The sequence below is a fragment of the Gluconobacter sp. OJB genome (assembly GCF_039638275.1).
In the GTDB taxonomy this organism is placed as follows: Bacteria; Pseudomonadota; Alphaproteobacteria; order Acetobacterales; family Acetobacteraceae; genus Gluconobacter; species Gluconobacter cerevisiae.
In genome coordinates, this window is sequence record NZ_JBDIWH010000001.1 from 711,776 (window position 1) to 729,398 (window position 17,623).

At 58.7% G+C, this 17,623-nt stretch carries 19 protein-coding genes; 10 read left to right on the plus strand and 9 right to left on the minus strand.

Annotated elements, in window-relative coordinates; translation table 11 throughout:
* Nucleotides 1–9 precede the first annotated feature (9 nt).
* The 4 genes from bioB to ABDK74_RS03250 all read left to right on the plus strand — a co-directional run bounded on the left by bioB (nucleotide 10) and on the right by ABDK74_RS03250 (nucleotide 4,722).
* A complete protein-coding gene (gene bioB / locus ABDK74_RS03235; protein WP_346002689.1) occupies nucleotides 10–1,050 on the plus strand; it encodes a biotin synthase BioB in 1,041 nt (346 codons plus the stop codon).
* Between the two features lie 122 nt (nucleotides 1,051–1,172).
* Complete coding sequence (locus tag ABDK74_RS03240; RefSeq protein WP_346002690.1) at nucleotides 1,173–2,474, plus strand: Hsp70 family protein; 1,302 nt, start codon at nucleotides 1,173–1,175, stop codon at nucleotides 2,472–2,474.
* Between the two features lie 258 nt (nucleotides 2,475–2,732).
* On the plus strand, nucleotides 2,733–4,283 hold the full coding sequence (locus ABDK74_RS03245; RefSeq protein WP_408874462.1) for a carbohydrate porin: 1,551 nt from the start codon (nucleotides 2,733–2,735) through the stop codon (nucleotides 4,281–4,283).
* A gap of 148 nt (nucleotides 4,284–4,431) precedes the next feature.
* Complete coding sequence (locus ABDK74_RS03250; protein ID WP_346002692.1) at nucleotides 4,432–4,722, plus strand: hypothetical protein; 291 nt, start codon at nucleotides 4,432–4,434, stop codon at nucleotides 4,720–4,722.
* Between the two features lie 4 nt (nucleotides 4,723–4,726).
* Here the strand turns inward: ABDK74_RS03250 and ABDK74_RS03255 are convergent, their stop codons facing one another.
* From ABDK74_RS03255 to ABDK74_RS03280, 6 genes are read right to left on the minus strand one after another with little or no spacing between them, the layout of a single operon-like run.
* Entirely contained in the window at nucleotides 4,727–5,542 is an 816-nt protein-coding gene (locus tag ABDK74_RS03255; RefSeq protein ID WP_346002693.1) for a hypothetical protein, read from the minus strand.
* Nucleotides 5,539–6,495, minus strand: a complete 957-nt coding sequence (locus tag ABDK74_RS03260; RefSeq protein WP_346002694.1) for an MlaD family protein — start codon at nucleotides 6,493–6,495, stop codon at nucleotides 5,539–5,541. Before ABDK74_RS03260 ends, ABDK74_RS03255 begins: the two co-directional genes overlap by 4 nt.
* Nucleotides 6,495–7,214 (minus strand): ABC transporter ATP-binding protein, encoded by a 720-nt coding sequence (locus ABDK74_RS03265; RefSeq protein WP_346002695.1) that lies wholly within the window; start codon nucleotides 7,212–7,214, stop codon nucleotides 6,495–6,497. The genes ABDK74_RS03260 and ABDK74_RS03265 overlap by 1 nt, the downstream gene beginning before the upstream one ends.
* Nucleotides 7,207–8,031, minus strand: a complete 825-nt coding sequence (locus ABDK74_RS03270; RefSeq protein WP_346002696.1) for an ABC transporter permease — start codon at nucleotides 8,029–8,031, stop codon at nucleotides 7,207–7,209. The genes ABDK74_RS03265 and ABDK74_RS03270 overlap by 8 nt, the downstream gene beginning before the upstream one ends.
* Nucleotides 8,028–10,343: a cache domain-containing protein gene (locus tag ABDK74_RS03275; RefSeq protein ID WP_346002697.1), complete on the minus strand. Its 2,316-nt coding sequence runs from the start codon at nucleotides 10,341–10,343 to the stop codon at nucleotides 8,028–8,030. The genes ABDK74_RS03270 and ABDK74_RS03275 overlap by 4 nt, the downstream gene beginning before the upstream one ends.
* Nucleotides 10,344–10,402: 59 nt before the next feature.
* Nucleotides 10,403–10,579, minus strand: a complete 177-nt coding sequence (locus tag ABDK74_RS03280; RefSeq protein WP_346002698.1) for a hypothetical protein — start codon at nucleotides 10,577–10,579, stop codon at nucleotides 10,403–10,405.
* Here ABDK74_RS03280 and ABDK74_RS03285 point away from each other — a divergent pair.
* Together ABDK74_RS03285 and hisI are read left to right on the plus strand one after the other, a co-directional pair.
* Nucleotides 10,578–11,387, plus strand: coding sequence for a folate-binding protein (locus ABDK74_RS03285; protein WP_346002699.1), 810 nt, complete (start codon nucleotides 10,578–10,580; stop codon nucleotides 11,385–11,387). The two genes, ABDK74_RS03280 and ABDK74_RS03285, sit on opposite strands and share 2 nt — an antisense overlap.
* A 12-nt stretch (nucleotides 11,388–11,399) precedes the next feature.
* A complete protein-coding gene (hisI, locus tag ABDK74_RS03290) occupies nucleotides 11,400–11,810 on the plus strand; it encodes a phosphoribosyl-AMP cyclohydrolase (protein WP_346002700.1) in 411 nt (136 codons plus the stop codon).
* Here hisI and ABDK74_RS03295 read toward each other — a convergent pair.
* Genes ABDK74_RS03295 through ABDK74_RS03305 form a run of 3 tightly spaced genes read right to left on the minus strand, consistent with a single transcriptional unit; the run spans nucleotide 11,798 to nucleotide 14,525 of the window.
* On the minus strand, nucleotides 11,798–12,562 hold the full coding sequence (locus ABDK74_RS03295) for a ribonuclease T2 family protein (RefSeq protein ID WP_346002701.1): 765 nt from the start codon (nucleotides 12,560–12,562) through the stop codon (nucleotides 11,798–11,800). The genes hisI and ABDK74_RS03295 overlap by 13 nt on opposite strands.
* Entirely contained in the window at nucleotides 12,559–13,407 is an 849-nt protein-coding gene (gene fghA, locus ABDK74_RS03300; RefSeq protein WP_346002702.1) for an S-formylglutathione hydrolase, read from the minus strand. The genes ABDK74_RS03295 and fghA overlap by 4 nt, the downstream gene beginning before the upstream one ends.
* A 2-nt stretch (nucleotides 13,408–13,409) precedes the next feature.
* Nucleotides 13,410–14,525, minus strand: coding sequence for an S-(hydroxymethyl)glutathione dehydrogenase/class III alcohol dehydrogenase (locus ABDK74_RS03305; protein WP_346002703.1), 1,116 nt, complete (start codon nucleotides 14,523–14,525; stop codon nucleotides 13,410–13,412).
* A gap of 183 nt (nucleotides 14,526–14,708) precedes the next feature.
* Here ABDK74_RS03305 and ABDK74_RS03310 point away from each other — a divergent pair, with 183 nt between their 5' ends.
* The 4 genes from ABDK74_RS03310 to ABDK74_RS03325 all read left to right on the plus strand — a co-directional run bounded on the left by ABDK74_RS03310 (nucleotide 14,709) and on the right by ABDK74_RS03325 (nucleotide 17,621).
* On the plus strand, nucleotides 14,709–15,584 hold the full coding sequence (locus ABDK74_RS03310; protein WP_194255150.1) for a bestrophin family protein: 876 nt from the start codon (nucleotides 14,709–14,711) through the stop codon (nucleotides 15,582–15,584).
* 89 nt (nucleotides 15,585–15,673) lie between these two features.
* Complete coding sequence (locus ABDK74_RS03315; RefSeq protein ID WP_194255151.1) at nucleotides 15,674–16,261, plus strand: CarD family transcriptional regulator; 588 nt, start codon at nucleotides 15,674–15,676, stop codon at nucleotides 16,259–16,261.
* Between the two features lie 173 nt (nucleotides 16,262–16,434).
* Nucleotides 16,435–17,235, plus strand: a complete 801-nt coding sequence (locus ABDK74_RS03320) for a glucose 1-dehydrogenase (protein WP_346002704.1) — start codon at nucleotides 16,435–16,437, stop codon at nucleotides 17,233–17,235.
* 5 nt (nucleotides 17,236–17,240) lie between these two features.
* Nucleotides 17,241–17,621 carry a response regulator gene (locus ABDK74_RS03325; protein ID WP_346002705.1) on the plus strand — a complete coding sequence of 127 codons (381 nt, stop codon included), beginning with the start codon at nucleotides 17,241–17,243 and terminating at the stop codon, nucleotides 17,619–17,621.
* The last annotated feature ends 2 nt before the right edge of the window (nucleotides 17,622–17,623 follow it).

Sequence of the window (17,623 nt, forward strand, 5' to 3'; positions counted from 1 at the left end):
GATTGATCCGTGACGGCCACCCATACACCCCACCCAGACGTCCGCCACGACTGGACCCGCGACGAAGTTGAAGCCCTTATCAGCCTGCCCTTCCCTGAGCTGATGTACCGCGCACAAACCCTGCACCGCCGCTATTTCGACCCCACAAAAGTGCAGATTTCCACGCTTCTTTCGATCAAGACGGGCGGCTGCCCCGAAGACTGCGCCTATTGTCCGCAGAGCGCGCTTCACGAAAAAAGCGTCAAGGCAGAGCGCCTGATGGCCGTGGAATCCGTCCTGAAGGAAGCACGCGCTGCCAAGAAGGCCGGTGCGGGCCGATTCTGCATGGGAGCGGCCTGGCGCACGCCGAAGGATCATGACCTCGATACCGTCTGCGAGATGATCGAGGGCGTGAAGTCGCTGGGACTGGAAACCTGCGTGACGCTCGGCATGCTCGACGCGCAGCAGACGGAGCGCCTGAAGACGGCGGGACTGGATTATTACAACCACAACCTCGACACGTCCGAAGAATTCTACGGCTCCATCATTTCCACCCGCACCTATCAGCAGCGTCTCGACACGCTCTCGAACGTGCGCGACGCGGGCATTAATGTCTGCTGTGGTGGAATCGTGGGCATGGGCGAAGACCTGTCCGATCGTGCCGGTCTGCTCATGACCCTTGCCAACCTGCCCAAGCACCCCGAGAGCGTGCCCATCAACCTGCTTGTCCGCGTTGAAGGCACCCCGCTGGGCGAGGCCGAGGCCGTCGATCCGATCACCTTCGTCCGCATCATCGCCACGGCCCGTATCATGATGCCGGAAAGTCATGTCCGCCTTGCCGCAGGCCGCGAGAACATGACCGACGAAGCCCATGCGCTGTGCTTCCTAGCGGGTGCGAATTCGATCTTCTGTGGCGAGAAGCTCCTGACCACGCCGAACCCGGCAGAACATCGCGACCGCCAGCTTCTCTCCGCCCTCGGCATGTCTCCGATGGTGCAGTCCGAAGTCGAAATGGGCACAATGCGCCCTGCCGTGGCGGAAGAAGCCATCTGTGAGATGGCCGCGTCCTGAGCGTCAAGTCCACGACTATGGGGAAGCGTTCGAAAGGGCGCTTCCCCTTTTTTATGCTTGGCGTGTGACAGCTTCTTCCCTAAACCCACGCCCTTTGCCCATACCGGAAGAAAGCAGAACCGATGACGACGCCCGGACATGACCAGACCAAAATCCGCGTCGGAATTGACTTCGGCACCACCAACAGCGTGGTCGTGATTGCGGATGAAAACGGCAATACCCACCCCGCCCGCTTCGTCTTCACGGATCACGCCACCAGCGAAACCTGCCGCACGCTGCTCTGCCTGTGGATGGATCAGGACGGAAGCCGCCGCGTTATGAAAGACGCGATCGGTCTGGACGCCATCGAGGCCTATCTGGACGACCCGGCCGAAAGCCGCCTCATCATGTCCATGAAGACCTACCTCGCGCAGGGATCCTTTCGTGAAACGCGAGTTTTCAGCAATGTCATGACACTCGAAGCCCTGATCGCACGCTTTCTGACGTCTCTCATGGACAAAGCCGGGCTGAACCCATCCGATGTGAGCGCCACGATCGGCCGCCCGGTGCGATTTGCGGGCGAACTGGCCGATGATTCGCTCGGTGTGGCCCGTCTGCGTGAAAGCTTTCTGGAAGCGGGCTTTCCCGAACCGAATATCGTCCTCGAACCCGAGGGCGCCGGCTGGCGCTTCATGCAGCGTCTGGACCGCCCGGCGACCGTTCTCGTTGGCGATTTCGGTGGCGGCACCAGCGATTTCTCGATCATGCGCTTTGATCCGCAGGCCAGCCAACGCGTCACAACGCTGGGCCATTCGGGCGTGGGCATCGCAGGCGACCAGTTCGACTATCGTATCATCAGCCATGCCGTCGCCCCGGCACTCGGGCGGGATGCGACCTATCGTGTCATGGGAGGACAGCCCCTGCCCGTCCCGGCTGAGTGGTTCGCAAGCCTCGGCCGCTGGCATCGCCTCTCGCTGATGCGCACACCCCAGACCCTGCGCGATATTGCGGACGTCGCCAAAACATCGTCCGAGCCGGGAAAATTGCGGAGCCTGCTGCGTCTGATCGAAGATCAGGAAGGCCAGAATCTTTATCGTGCGGTTGGACAGGCCAAGAGCGATCTGTCGCGTCAGGACAGCACTGTTCTGCGCTTCATCCACCGTGATCTAAAAATCGAAGAAACCATCACCCGCGCGGATTTCGAAAGCTGGATTGCCCCTGACCTGAGCCGTCTGGATGACGCGATCGAAGACGCCATGCGCCAGACCGGTCTGGAGCCAGACGACGTCGACCGGGTCTTCCTGACAGGGGGTACATCGTTCGTCCCGGCGGTCCGTAACCTGTTTGACCGGCGTTTCGGTGCGGAACGCGTGGATGGCGGATCGGAGTTTGTGTCGGTCGCTGAAGGTCTGGCCCTGATAGAGCGCGAGCGTCATCTGGCCTGACCCGGCCTCTATACTGTTAAAGAAAGCCCCCTGTCAGGAAGACACCAAAAATACCAAAGGCCAAATCAATATATTCTACTTTTTTATTTAGTGAAGAAAGTTCCGGATTATGTGATTGGGAATTTTCTTCATTACGGATTTTATCTTTCCTTGGAGAACCAGAAACGCGCCACGGGATTCCCTGAGCGTTCTGCTTTCACAGACCAGATTTACAGTCATGCATCATGCAGTCCATGATCGCAGGAAAGAAAAGCAGACATGTCTCGCCCGCGTTTTTTAAGAATATTCCTGCAACTCAATATTCTTTCAGTATTCAGCACGCTTCCCCTGGCCGCTCATGCACAAGATAACGCGCCAGTGCTTCAGAAAAATGCGCCTCAGCCAACGGTACGTCTGTTGCCTTCAACCGCATCGGCAATCTCACATCCGTCCAGCATGGCACAGCGTAAACATCCGCCCGCCCCTTCCGCCGATCATCTGGGGGCGATCTTTGACACTGAGAGCATTTCCTCGCTTCTTAACCGCAACAACGATGCCCTGCGCCGCAGCGATCTGACAGCAGGTTATTATGTGCCTGCCGAAGCCTTCGGCCATCTCGTGCCTCAGCTTTCGCCTTACCGGAACTGGCTGTCGGAACGGGGGTTCAGCTTTGAATTTTCCTACAAGGGAGAGTCCATGGCGAATGTCGGCGGCGGTATCAGCAAGGGCATGTCCTACGCTCATGAACTGACGTTCAACACACGCTGGGATCTGGGGCGGCTACTAGGACTGGATGGCTGGATCCTGCATGCCGTGATGATGGAACGTGCGGGCCGTCAGATCTCCTACGACCATGTCGGAGAACACCGCATCCTGTTGAGCGAAGTCTACAGCCTCTCGGGTCATGCGGCTGCGCATCTGGCAGATATCTATCTCGAAAAATCATTCTTCAATAATCGCGTTAACATCAATATTGGTCGCATCACGCTGACGCATACCTATGCAACGTCCGTGCTGCTCTGTACTTTTATGGTTCAGTGTTCTGCGCCTCCTGCAATCAAGGCTGACGAAGGCTGGAGCGTCTATCCAAAAGCCACATGGGGCGGCACGCTGCGTATCAAGCCCACACGTGACCTGACGCTGCGTACCGGCGTCTACAAAGTCGGTCCGCTAACGGACAATCCAAGCGGCTGGGCATGGGGCAGTGAAAGCTCCACGGGAGTCATGCTGCCCATTGAACTGACCTGGGAGCCCTTTATCGGTAAAGATAATCTGCCGGGCCATTACAAACTCGGCTTCGGCCACGATACATCCCCTTACGCCGACCGTCTGGGAACGATCCCGGCAATGTTCGCGCATGACGTTTTCCACGATGCCAACAAACCGCGGGACACATTCTATATCGAGGCCGACCAGATGGTTTATCGCAAAGGCGGCCAGCACCAGATGGCGGGCGGATACATCCTTGCGGGCTATGTACATAATACGCCCAGCGTCTCAACATTTTCCGATCAGGTCTATGTCGGTGCGTCACTTCTGGGCATTATTCCGCGCAGACCGTTCGACCGCTTCGGCGTGATGTATTCCTATTACCAGATGAGCCCCGCCATTACGCTCGGGCAGCGACTGAGACAGCTGGCGGGGATGTCCATGGGGGCTTTTGTTAACGGTCCGCAGACCCATTCCGCCATTCTGGAAGCGTATTATGGTATTCCCATCCATCCCGGCCTCGTGGTGCAACCTGAGTTCGAATACATGATGCGTCCCGGCGAGACCTCTATTATTCCAAACGCGACGCTGATCGGACTCAAGGTTCTCGGAAATCTTTAAGAAAAAATCACAGATAACCGATCCGTTACTTATGATTTGACAGAAGTGTTATTTTTGAACGCTGGAATTACCTGTTCGTGATTGGAGTATAAATCTTTATTTATATAACCTCATGACAGACAAGGGTACCTGACAGAGGACTTTCCGCATGAAAACGATGTTCGCTTCTTTTCTGCTTCTTGGACTTATGGGCGGAACGGCACTCGCACAGGACCCGAAGGTTGAGAATGCCGCTGTCAGCGTCTCTTCAGATACGAAAGCGCAGATTACGCAGGTCGCTGACACGAAGAACAACGAGACCTGCACGCAGGTCTGGGTCAACACTGTGACCCACATCTATCATGTCCCGGGCAGCTTCTGGTACGGCGCTACGGCTCATGGGACGTATATGTGCGAGGACGACGCCAAACGGACCGGCAATACCCGCGGCCGCTTCTGAAATTTCAGGGCGCTTTTGCTGACCCCTTCTCTCCCGTCTGCTTAGCCTCCACCTGTCGGCTGGCGCTTTCCTGTTGCCGCAGGGCCTCAGCCTGAGGCGAATGCCCTGCTGCTTCGGCTGCGTCAGCCGCCAGAATGAGCGCACTGCGCATTCCGCGATAATCCAGAGCATCACGACGGCTTTTCACAACCGAAAGTGCTTCGTCACAGGCCAGTTCAGGCTGACCGCGCAACAGATTCAGGCGGGCCGCGAGCTCATGCCGGTCGACAGTGGCGCTGTTATCACCAAAAGCCGCCAGATCGTTCACGCGCTGCGTCAGAAGGTCGCCCCGCTTCTGGTCGGCGGCAATCAGCCCGGACAGAAAAAGCGCTCTTTCGCGAATGCCCTTATCCGAGGATTGCAACGCGCGTTGCACGGCCTGCGACGCAAACACCGTATCATGTAGCCTGTACAGAGCAGCCGCACGGATCACTGCCAGATCGGACGTGTCGGAGACATTACGCAGACTCAGCGCAGTTTCCGTTTCGCCAAGGCTCTGAAGGGCCTTTTGAGGCTCGTCCTGCGCGAGAAGCACTGTAGCGAGATTGAAACCGGATTCATGAATAGCGACCGCATCGTCCCGCATCAGCGCACGATCCATAGCCGTCCGGTACTGCGCCTCGGCCTGAGACGCCTGACCGATCTCATAAACGGTTTTGCCCGTATCCATGGCGTCTTCGTAAGGCTGATCGGGCTTTGGCCCCTTCGTTGCGGTTGAGGACGAACAACCGCTCAAAGTCAGAGCGATCAGAGCCGTGCAGGCCAGAAAACCGTGCCTCATGGCCGCACCGCCTGCGCCGGCAGGCGACGCGAAGTCTCCTGTTTCGTGCCGCCACCTCCCAGCAGCCACAGACCCCGGAGCTGATCGGTCAGCTTGCGCAGACTGCTCGCGCTCGCTTCCGCCTGCGCCAGCAGGGCCGGAAGCTGGGCCGTGGCGGTATTGGCATGGCTGATGGTTTGCTGGATCTGGGGCATGCTCTGACGCAGACCCGCAGTCGCGGCCCGCGCGTTGTCCATCGTTCCGTCAGCCTTGGTCATGATCCCCCCGACCTGTTTTTCAATGGGCCTCAGATCAGCAATGACGGCGTCAAGATGCGCCAGAGCCGCATTGGCCTTGTCCAGAACATCATCCTTCACCAGCAGTCCGCCGATCGTGCCCTGCCCTTTGCGCATATCAGTCATCATGTCGTTCACCTGCGCCGTAATGAGCTGGACGTTGTTCATCGCCGGCACCAGCTTGGCGCGCAGATCCATGACGGTCTGGGTAATCACGTCCGCCGGGTTGGCTTCCACCGTGGCCTGAAGGACCGCATAGTCCCAGTCCAACGGTTTGCCCTTGCCGCGCCCCAGTTCGATATAACTCGCGCCAGCCACGATCAGGCGATGGCGAATGACGGCCGTGCTGTCCTGACGGATGAAGTTTGCGAATTGCGGGTCCAGATCCCCTTCCGCATACATTCGCCCCGTCTCGTTAAGTTTGAGGCGACGGATTTCACCGGCATGGACGCCCATGACTTCAATATCGTTGCCGATCGCAAGCCCCGCCACACCGCTTTCGGGCAGAATGAAGTGAATCTTCTTTTCAGGCGTCAGCCACTGGCGCAGGAACCCGGCTTCCACGACTGCCACCGCGAACATGACGATCGCAGCAAGGACAAGCAGCCCGACCCATTCATCCGCATAGCGGTTCTGAAAGAGCGGACGGGCGGTCTCGGTCTGGCGTAGGCGAAACATCAGGAACCTCGCATCGAAAACAGTCCATCATCATACAGTCTCAGACGAATGGTGGCATCGGACGCATAATCCCCCCATCCGCTTTCATCCGGAGCCATCCACACCACCGCGCAACCTCGATCCCGCAGATCGGTCACGAGAGACAGGAACGCATTCATCAGACTGGCCGAAGCGCCTTCCATCGGGTGCTCCAGAAGCAGAAGCGCAGGCTCCCCCAACATGGCCCGTATACAGGCCGCGCGCTGCCGGTCCATCGCCGATAGGCGCCCCGGAGGCACCACGGGTAAACCTGGCAGGCCCAGCATAACGGCCAGATGCACGGCCTGTGACTGAAGTTTTTCAATCGGGGTCCGTGTATGGTGAAGCTGTGGCCACAGGATGTTCATATGCGTCCCATACAGATCCACCCAGCCTCCCGTGACCACGATCCGCCCGATCCGGCCCCGCAAGGCATTACTGCGCCGTTCGTCCAGATCAGCCCAGTCCAGCCCCATGCAACGCACGTGTCCGTCATCCAACGGAATAAGACCCACACACATATCGGCAAACAGCCCCGCCTGCCCCATGTCTCGACACTCGATCAGCGCACATTCGCCGGGATTGAGACGCAGATTGTAGCGGCTCGATACCAGTCCGCTTTCATCAAAACGGGGACGTGCATCCACGAGTTCGAGCCGGGCTTCCAGCGCATCGGACAGGACGTCATCGTTTTCAGCCATCGAAACACACGCTGAAAACGACGTTGATGATCATGATCGAAAGCATTCCTCGTGCAAACCCGCGTGGAAGCATGCTCGCCAGATCGTCTTCGGTCGTCACATCCATGCCGGACAAGCAGGAACACACACCAACCGCATAACCACTGAAAATGAATTTGGCCGGAATGACGAAATAATCGATTGGCTTCACGCTGCCTGCGACCTGATCCATGAACGCCCAGATCGGCATCGTAATCGCATCTTCCACACGGCAGACCGCATAACCCACGACAAGGGCCGCCAGACTGAAAATGATGCCGAGCGTAAAGCCGCTGATCGTCATGGCGAGGCTGCGCGGCACCAGAAACGAAATGAACGGATCGACCCCCATTCCCGTCAAGGCACGCATTTGCCCGCCCGTTGTCAGGGTTCCGAGTTCGGTCAGCATCAGCATTCCCGAACGCCCCAGCAGGATCACACCCACCAGAACCGGTGCGATTTCACGCACCAGAACCGTGGACAGGATGGAGCCTGTCATCTGCGCCATGCCAGCAAAACCGAGCCAGTACACGGTCTGCGCCACGATGCCAAAACCCGTTAACGCTGCCGTCACGAGCGTACTCAGCAACCCACCGCCGACAGCCTGATGCAGAGACGCCCAGAATTCGATCCGTACTGTCCGGCGCCATGTGGTTAGCCGGGTGGCTTCGCGCATAATGCCCCATCCGGCCCCGATCATCAGCAGCGTGAAACGCATCTGCGTTCGGGAAAAATATCCCAGATGAACCAGCATGGTCCGGACCATCGTGATCCGGTCGAGATTGCGCAGCCCTTTCATCGACGACCCGCCAGAACGAAGCTGCGTGTAATGCCGCTATTGGGAAGATAGAACATCCCCCGTGCCCGGAAGAGAAAATGCTCTCGCAGGATCAGATAAGCCTGCTCGGAGACCTGAATCGTCCCCGCATCCGGTGCGCTACCGGTCAGCAGTTCAGCTCCGTTGAGCGCATCGCCCCAGATATTGAAGACTGAAGGCGCCTCTCCGAGTTCGGACGCCATGACAGACCCCACATCCATCCCGATCCGGAACACGGGGTCCAGATCCGCTGCAGCCAGCGATGACAGACAGGCTTCACGGATCGACACCGCCGCATCCGCGAGCCTCACAGCAGCAGACGGGTCCGGCGTCTGGGAGCAGCCACCAACGAGAACAAGCCTGTTGCTCACCACCTGTACGGAGAACAGCCCACTGTCACGTGCGATTTTCTGGATTTCCAGGCTGAGCGTGCGGATGACGGTCATGGCGCGCGCGATGCTGTCGCGATCCGGCGCATAAGGGTCCACGAAGGAAATGACCATGACCGGAACCTGCGGATAGAACCCCGCCGCAACCGGTTCTCCCGCTGTGGGCGATGGTTCCAGCAAAAAGCCTTCGCCAAAGCGCGTCTCATATTTTTCGCCCGGAACCGCAAAGCCGGACGTCCCCTCGGCCGCCGCATCAAACGGCTTGGCAAAACGCAGGGCAACGACGGACCCGACAATGGCAATGATATGCTCCATCGTCTCCGGTTGCCCCGGATCTTCCAGCACGATGGCGCCGACCGTGCGGTGTGCATTACGGACTGGCTGAAACAGCAGCGTACTGGTGCCGGCGGCACGCATGATGACGCGCTGGAAATTCTGCGTCCGCTCATCCTGAGAAGCATCCGCGATCGACAGCGTATGCCCTTCATCCAGAGCCTCGAAAAGCTTGCCGTTTTCGCGGCGGCTGATTTCAACGCCCGTACTATGAACATCACGCGATGGATCGAATGCATCCTCACACAGCAGACGGTCACCATCCGGCAGGAGCCGCCACAAGCTGGCGCGACGCGCGCTGGTTCGTGCTGTCAGAACTTCCGTCAGGATCGGTGCTTCATGAGCAGGATCGAACAGGTCCGGCGTGCTGGCGATTTCAAGAAGCGAGGCATTTTCCGCCCTGACCTGCTCGCGCCCACGCAGGAGACGCTTTCGCAGACGCTCCACATGCCGTCCCTGCGCCACCAGCGCGAACGCCAGAACGGACGCCAGCATGACGATTAGCAGTGAGAACCCGATATTCTGGCGCCGCGCCGTCTGTGCGAAATCGGCAAAATCGCTTTCGGGCGCATTCAGCAGCAGAACCCACTGCCGATGCACGAAAGGCAGTTCGGAGGCAATCGTGACGTAGTTCTTCCCGTGAGCCCGCACCGCACCCGTTCCCGGTCCCTCGATGCGATACCGGTTGAGGGCCTGTGTGAAGACCGGCTGCGTCTTGGGATCGAGGAAGACATTCCCCGGGTCGAAGGTTTTCGGGTCCTGTCCGGGGGCCATATTATGGCCGGCAATAATCTGGCCATGCATGTTCACGATCACGGCCTGACCACTGCGTCCGACCTGAAGTTTGTTGAGAAACGACGTCAGCTGATTCAGGGAAACATTGATCGCAAAAACGGATTTATGCCCGTCATGCCCATCATAGGCGAGAGACGCCGTGATGATGAACTGATGCGTGGAAACAAAGGCATAAGGATCGGTCCAGTGGAGCTGGCGACCCGGATCGTTCTGGTGCTTAACGGCTTTGGCGAACCACGGACGCACCACAACATTGTAGCCATCAGCGGGGTCCGCGGCCTCTCCCGTAATATTCCCGTCATGATCTGTATAGACGTGATGATAAACCTGTTTGCCGTCGTCGGTCTGGAAATGGGTCTGCTCGAAACCGTCCTTTCCATGCCGCGTGATCATCCAGAACTGGCCCTGATCGTTCGCAATATAGAAACTGTCCACCTGAGGCGCGTGGGCCAGAATGGAGCGTCCGTAGAGCATGAACGTGGCGGGGGTGGCGTTGGTCAGCGGATCGCGGAACATGTCCCGCGCGATCATGGCGCCGACAGAGGCCGGGGCCAGATAGTCGCTCACTTCCTGCGTCACATAGCGCTGCTGGCTGCGCAGGAGATCGTTGGACAGCGCAATCGCGCCTCTGCGCGTCGTCTGGTAATTGTGAAGACTGATGCCCGTGATCGCGGCAATAACCAACAGAACGCCCACGAACGGCCCCAGGATCTGAAAGATCCGGCGACGGTCGCTGGCGGGGCTCTGCGTAGGGTCCACGATCTCTGCGGCTGACAACGTCTTTTCTCTCCGGACAGGCACGGGGTCGCGGAACAGGGCCATACTGCCGCGGTAGGTTAATATCCTCCGAGTATTGCGAGACTGCAACCCGCCGTCACGGACTGAAACAACCCTGCGCCCGAAAATACTCTCACGTTCTCGAACTGGCGGTCTGCAGGGTTCGTCGTTATGGTCAGACGTTTTTCCGGCAGGATGGTTTTGCTGGACGCTGTCGGAATTGCGGTCTCTCCCATGAATCAACATCTTTCCCACCGCGCCGTCCTCTCATTCACAGGCGCGGACCGGACCAGCTTTCTTCAGGGCCTCATCACCAATGACGCTCAGGGCCTCACGTCCGCGACCTCTGTGTGGAGCGCGCTTCTGACGCCGCAGGGCCGCTGGCTGAGCGAATTTTTCCTGTATGACGTATCCGACCGCATCCTGATGGATTGTGCGGCCGACCATGCCGACATGCTGGTCAAACGCCTCTCCCGCTTCCGCCTTCGTGCAGATGTACAGATCGAAAAAACAGACCTGCGCGTCATCACAGGTGCAGAGAGCCGACCTGTTCCACCGGACACGATCGCCCGCGCGCCGGACCCGCGCTGTGATGACGCGGGCTGGAGGGCTATCGTGACCGAGACGGCGCAGGGCGGTGAGACGCCTGAAGAATTTTTGGAACGTCGCCTCACACTGGGTCTGCCGGACGTCATGGATTTCGAGAGCGAGCAGACACTGGCGCTTGAAGCGGACATGGATCTGCTGCACGGCGTTTCATGGAAAAAAGGCTGCTATATGGGGCAGGAACTGACAGCTCGCACCCACTACCGCGGCCTTGTCAAACGCCGCCTGTTGCCTGTGATGCTGTCGGACGGAATGTTTCCCAACGAAGGCGGCATCATCATCACGGGAGACCGCGAGGTTGGAGACATCCGCTCCCGCAGCGGCAACCGGGCGCTCGCAATGCTACGACGGGATGCATGGTCTTCCCCCGAACTGACCTGCAACGGACAACCGCTTTCTGTCGTCTGGCCCGCCTGGTTTCCCCCGGAAATGCGTTGAGGAGATGCGTTCGTGACCTATATTGCCCCTGCTCCTTCCACTGTCGATGAGATCATCGCGCAGGTGAAATTCGACGCAAACGGCCTGATTTCAGCCCTCGCGCAGGCGCCGGACGGCATGGTGCTGATGCTGGCGTGGATGAATGCGGATGCCCTGCGCGAGACGCTTCTGACCGGTCGTGTCTGTTACTGGTCCCGCAGCCGCCAGAAACTGTGGCGCAAGGGGGAGACCTCGGGCCAGCAGCAGAAACTGATCGAAGCGCGGCTCGACTGTGACATGGATGCCGTTCTCATGATTGTGGATCAGACCGGTGTGGCCTGCCATACGGGCCGCCGGAGCTGTTTCTATCATGGCGTAACGCCCGACGGGCTGCGCGACACCGCACAACCCGAAATCAGCGCCGAAGAGCTTTACGGAAGCTGAGCAGCCTGACCCGGCATGGTCCAGCCCGGTACGAGGAACGTGGCCGGGCAGCCATTCTGGTCGTCCGGTGAAGACAGATAAGCGCCCTCGTAAGGAAAGCGTGACAGCTTCTTTGGGTCCAGCGTGAACCAGAGCTGCGTCAGGACCATCTGCCCGTTATGGGCAGGTTCGCAACGGATCTGAAGCGCACGGTCGTCATGCACGTTCATCAGGCGCGCGAACATGGCGAGAAGATCGTCACGTTTGACCTGAAAGCCCGTCTGCTGTGACAGCCATAGTCCAAAAGCGGATGCCGCAAGCCGGTCCCGCATTTGCATGGATGTGACGAAAAAGCTGTCCGCATTATAGCCGAAGCAGCGAGCGTGCTTGGTGTACTCGTGCACATAAAGCGGCTTTTTCAGATGCGGCACAACGCCCCGCAACGCCTCGACCGTCGTCGGCAGAAGCTGCGGCGGCGTATCGTCATGGTCGTAAAGATCGCAACCCTTCGACCACCACTCCTGCACCGGCACACCCTGCGCTTCCAGCGCATGCGGTTCCGACGCCCACAGTCCGTGCAGACCAATCGAGATCCGATGCGTCTGGTCCCACTCGCACCCACCGCCCGTCGCGCAGAATCCCGGCTGCCAGGTCAGCGCCAGCGTATCGTGCCGGAAATCGGTATGGGCCGTGGGCGTGAGCGAAGGCCCTGTGGGAGCCTGCGAGACACAGCCTGCCATCAGAAGGAAAGCGGCAAGAACGGAACGCTTCACGCAAAAAGCCCTTTGGCATGATGGGTCAGATGGTCAGCAATAAAGCTCTGCACAAACCAGTAGGAATGGTCATAGGCGGTATGGCGACGCAGTTCGAGCGCCTGTTTGCCCTCTTTTGCCGCCGCCTCCAGCGCGTCGGGGCACAGATCTGCCAGATACTGATCCATCAATCCCTGATCCACGAGGATGGTGGAGGGATGCGTGCGCCCTGAGCGCAGAAGCAGCGTGGGATCGCAGCTCTGCCATTTCGCCGGATCGCCGCCGAAATAGGCATCGAATGCTTTCTGACCCCAAGGAACCGTACTCGGATGGCAGATCGGCGCAAAGGTCGAGACCGTCTTCCAACGCTCGGGATATTTCAACGCCTGTATCAGCGCGCCCATGCCGCCCATGGAATGCCCCATAATGCCGCGTCGGGTGCCATCCAGCGGATAGAGCCTTTCCGTCAGGGCCGGAAGCTCCTCCCCGACATAGGTTTCCATGCGGTAGTGGCTGCTCCACGGCGCGGACGTCGCATCAATATAGAACCCAGCCCCCGATCCCAGATCATAGGCGTCATCTTCACCTTTGATCCCCGTATGGCGCGGGGAGGTGTCTGGCGCGACCAGTGCGATGCCATGTTCGGCCGCAAAGCGCAGGGCGTTGGCCTTGATGAGGAAGGTCTCCTGCGTCGCCGTCAGCCCGGCGAGCAGATGAATGACCGGAACCTTCTGCCCTGCCAACGCCTCTTTCGGCAGAAACACGCCGAAAGTTGCTGGAACGCCGAGCGCCTCTGACTGATGGCGCACGAACCGCAATGAGCCGTCGAAACAGGCGTGTTGCGCCAGAACTTCAGTATCCGACATGCTCAGTACTCCACGACAGTACGGATGCTTTCGCCGCGGCTCATCATATCAAAGCCCAGATTGATATCCGCCAGCTTCAGCTTGTGCGTAATGAGAGAGTCGATATCAATGCGACCTTCCATGTACCAGTCCACGATTTTCGGAACATCGGTCCGGCCGCGCGCACCTCCGAAAGCCGATCCGATCCAGCGTCGTCCCGTCACGAGCTGGAACGGCCGTGTGCTGATTTCCTGTCCGGCTCCGGCAACACCAATGACGCAGGATACACCCCAACCGCGATGCGCACTCTCCAGCGCCTGACGCATCAGGGTCGGATTGCCGACACACTCGAATGTGTAGTCCAAACCGCCTCCCGTCATCTCGATCAGATGTCCGACGAGGTCTCCATTCGGCCCCAATTCCTTCGGATTCACGAAATCCGTCATGCCGAATTGGCGCGCAATCGCCTCGCGCTCGGGATTGATGTCGATGCCGATGATCCGGTTCGCCCCGACCATTTTCGCACCCTGAATGACATTAAGCCCGATGCCACCGAGTCCGAAAACGCCAACCGTCGCCCCGGCTTCAACCTGTGCCGTAAACAGCACGGCCCCGATGCCTGTCGTCACGCCGCATCCGATATAACAGACCTTGTCGAATGGCGCGTCAGAACGGATTTTTGCCAACGCAATTTCCGGCAGCACCGTGAAATTCGCGAAGGTCGAACAGCCCATATAATGATGAATCGGCTGGCCTTTGTAAGAGAACCGGGACGTCCCATCCGGCATCAGCCCCTTACCCTGCGTGCTGCGAATGGCCGTGCACAGATTGGTCTTGCGTGACAGACAGGACGGACATTCCCGACATTCGGGCGTGTAGAGCGGAATGACATGATCGCCGGGCTTGAGGTGCTTCACCCCGGCACCGACCTCCCGAACGATGCCCGCTCCTTCATGGCCGAGAATGGCCGGGAACAGGCCTTCAGGGTCCTGACCGGAGAGTGTGTACTTGTCGGTATGACACAGCCCGGTGGCCATGATCTCGACCAGAACTTCCCCGTCTCGCGGGCCTTCAAGCTGAACCGTGTCGATTTCCAGCGGCCTGCCGGCCTCAAACGCAATGGCGGCGGTCACGTCCATAACATCATTCTCCTCTGAAACAGTGATAACAGGGTGTCGTATCGGAGGGCATGGCGGCAAGAGGCGCTGCTGCAAAAGAAAGTAAAAAGACAGACACCCTTTGCTGTTGGCCGGGAACAGAGTTCGCCGCTACGCTAGTCTGGGACTTGTCTGCGTATTCCGCCCATCCGAGGAGACAGCCGTTTGATCGTCAACCGTCCACATGGACTGGCAATCCTTTTCCGGGAATCCCTGCCCCCGCTGTTCATCCTGACATTATGGGATTTCGTGGTCGTCATCCTGTTCCAGATCTATCATCAGAACTGGATGGAACAGCCCTCTCTGCCGATTTCCCTGATGGGAACGGCGCTGGCCATCTTCCTGAGCATGCGCAACAACGCAGCTTATAATCGCTGGTGGGAAGGGCGTACCCTTTGGGGGGCCATCACCAACAACTGCCGTTCTTTCGGACGTGAAGCCGCGACCCTTCTGGGTGGACGCCCGGATCTGGCCCGCGCCATGGCCGCGTATCCGCATGTCCTGCGCGCCGCCCTCAGAGGCGACCCACCCAATGAAGACGCCAAAAGACTCCTGACGCCCGACATGTACGAGAAGGTCTTTTCCTGCTCGAACACCGCTAACATGCTGCTCTACCAGATCGGTCTCGGCGTACGGGAAGAGGTCGAACTCAAGGGAATTGACGGCGCCGTTCACGGTACGGTGGACCGTATCCTGTCAGATATCGCAAACGCACAGGGCGGCCTTGAGCGTATCAAGAACACTCCACTCCCTGTTCAGTATTCGATGCTGCCGGAACTTGCGACACATCTGTTCTGCATCATTCTCCCGCTCTCGGCCGTGCAGACCCTTGGCTGGATCACGCCGCTGGGGTCAAGCATCATCGGCATGCTGTTCCAGATGCTCGACCGAAGCGGTCGTGACCTTCAGGAGCCGTTTACGAAGAGTCTTCACGCGCTGCCCATGCTGACTATGGCCCGCACGATCGAGCGCGATCTGCTTCAGCCGATCGGCGATACTCCCCTTCCGGCCATTCAGGCCAGCAATGGTGTACAGCCCTGACGTATCGTTAAAAAAAGTCCCGCCGCAAAAAGAATACCTCTTGCGATCAGACAAGACAGCAAGGGGTTTTTCTGCTATGAACCGGGCCTATGAACACGTTCAAAAGCCCCCAGAAGGGCGGCATGACCGATGAAATGGCTCGTGTCGCAGCCAACAACACGGCCCGTCAGACCGATCCCGAGCACGATGCGGATCCTTTCCACGAAGGTGACTCCATTGTCTACGCCGCTCATGGCGTTGGCCGCGTGGAAAAGATCGGCATGGTCGATGTCGCCGACACCGTGATCGAGATGATCCAGATCTCCTTCCCCGGCAACCAGATGATGCTGCGGATCCCACTGGCCAAAGCTCGCAAGGCCGGCCTGCGCAAGATCGTCACACGCGATATCGTCGACAAGGCGATGACCGTCATCAAAGGCAAGCCGCATGTCAGCAAAGGCATGTGGGCACGGCGCGCGGTGGCTTATCAGGAAAAGATCAACTCCGGGGACCTGATCCAGATTGCCGAAGTGCTGCGCGATCTGCGCCGTAATGTTGACAGCCTGGATGGCAGCTTCTCGGAGCGCAAGCTGTTTGAAGCCGCGCAGGAACGCTTCGTGGCCGAGGTGGCGGTTCTGGAAAATGTCGATCCTGCACAGGTTCTCGAAAACCTGACCAAGACGATGAAAGCCGCCTGACAAGCGGTCTGGAGCACGGTTTGAAAAACCTGCATGTCTCCAATATGGATCAGGATGTGGTTTTCTTCGCATCCCGGACGGGGTTTCTCGCGTTGGCGTCACGAGAAACCTTTTCCGTGATGTGTTTTCAGTCACGGTTTCACATCTGCATTCCAAAGGAGAGGTGAGGCCCCATGCCTGCCCCTTACAAAGACCGTTTTGCCGGCAAGAAAGTCCTCGTTACCGGGGCATCTCAGGGAATTGGCGAGGCCACCGCGCTTCGCTTTGCCGAAGAAGGCGCGCAGGTCGCTCTCAACGGCCGCAAGGAAGACAAGCTGATCGCTGTCCGCGAAAAGCTGCCCAAAGTCTCTGGCGGAGAGCACCCGATCGCCACGGGTGACATTTCCAAGGAAGACGACGTCAAACGTCTGGTTGCTGACAGCATCAAAGCCATGGGCGGTCTGGACATTCTGGTGTGCAATGCGGGCTATCAGATTCCGTCTCCATCAGAAGACATCAAACTCGAAGATTTCGAAGGTGTGATGGCGGTCAACGTCACGGGCGTGATGCTGCCCTGCCGTGAAGTCCTGCGTTACTGGCTGGAAAACGGTATCAAGGGCGCGATTATCGTGAACTCCTCCGTTCACCAGACCATCCCCAAACCGCATTATCTTGGCTACTCTGCCTCCAAGGGCGCAGTTGGCAATATCGTTAGAACGCTGGCGCTGGAATATGCCGGTCGCGGCATCCGCGTGAATGCCGTGGCACCGGGCGCCATTGTGACGCCAATCAATATGTCCTGGGTCGACGATCCTGAGCAGTACAAGGCCGTTTCGAGCCATATCCCGATGAAGCGCCCTGGTGAAAGCCGCGAAATCGCGGACGCCGTCACCTTTCTTGCCGCTGAGGACAGCACCTACATTACGGGTCAGACCCTGTATGTCGATGGCGGTCTGACCCTCTACGGCGACTTTGAAAAGAACTGGTCTTCGTAATCCAGATGCCCTCATCCCTGACCGTTCTGCTGATCGAAGATGATTTCCTCATCCGGACCTGTCTGGCGGAATTTCTGCTGGACAACGGCCTGACAGTCAGGGAAGCGGATCACTGCGCCGAGGCCCGCGCCATCATTGCGGCAGAGCCGAAGCTCGATGCCCTTGTGGCCGACATGACCCTTCCCGACGGGGACGGCATGACGCTTATCCATCCGGCCCGTGAACGCTGGCCGGACCTTCCGGTCATCTATATCAGCGGTCACGGCGACATGCGTCGGAACGAGACCTCCGGCGATCCGGCACGGGATCGTTTCATCTCGAAGCCTTATACGTTAGCAAGCATTCTAGAGGCTCTCGTGGATATGACATCAGTGGCCTCGGATTAGGA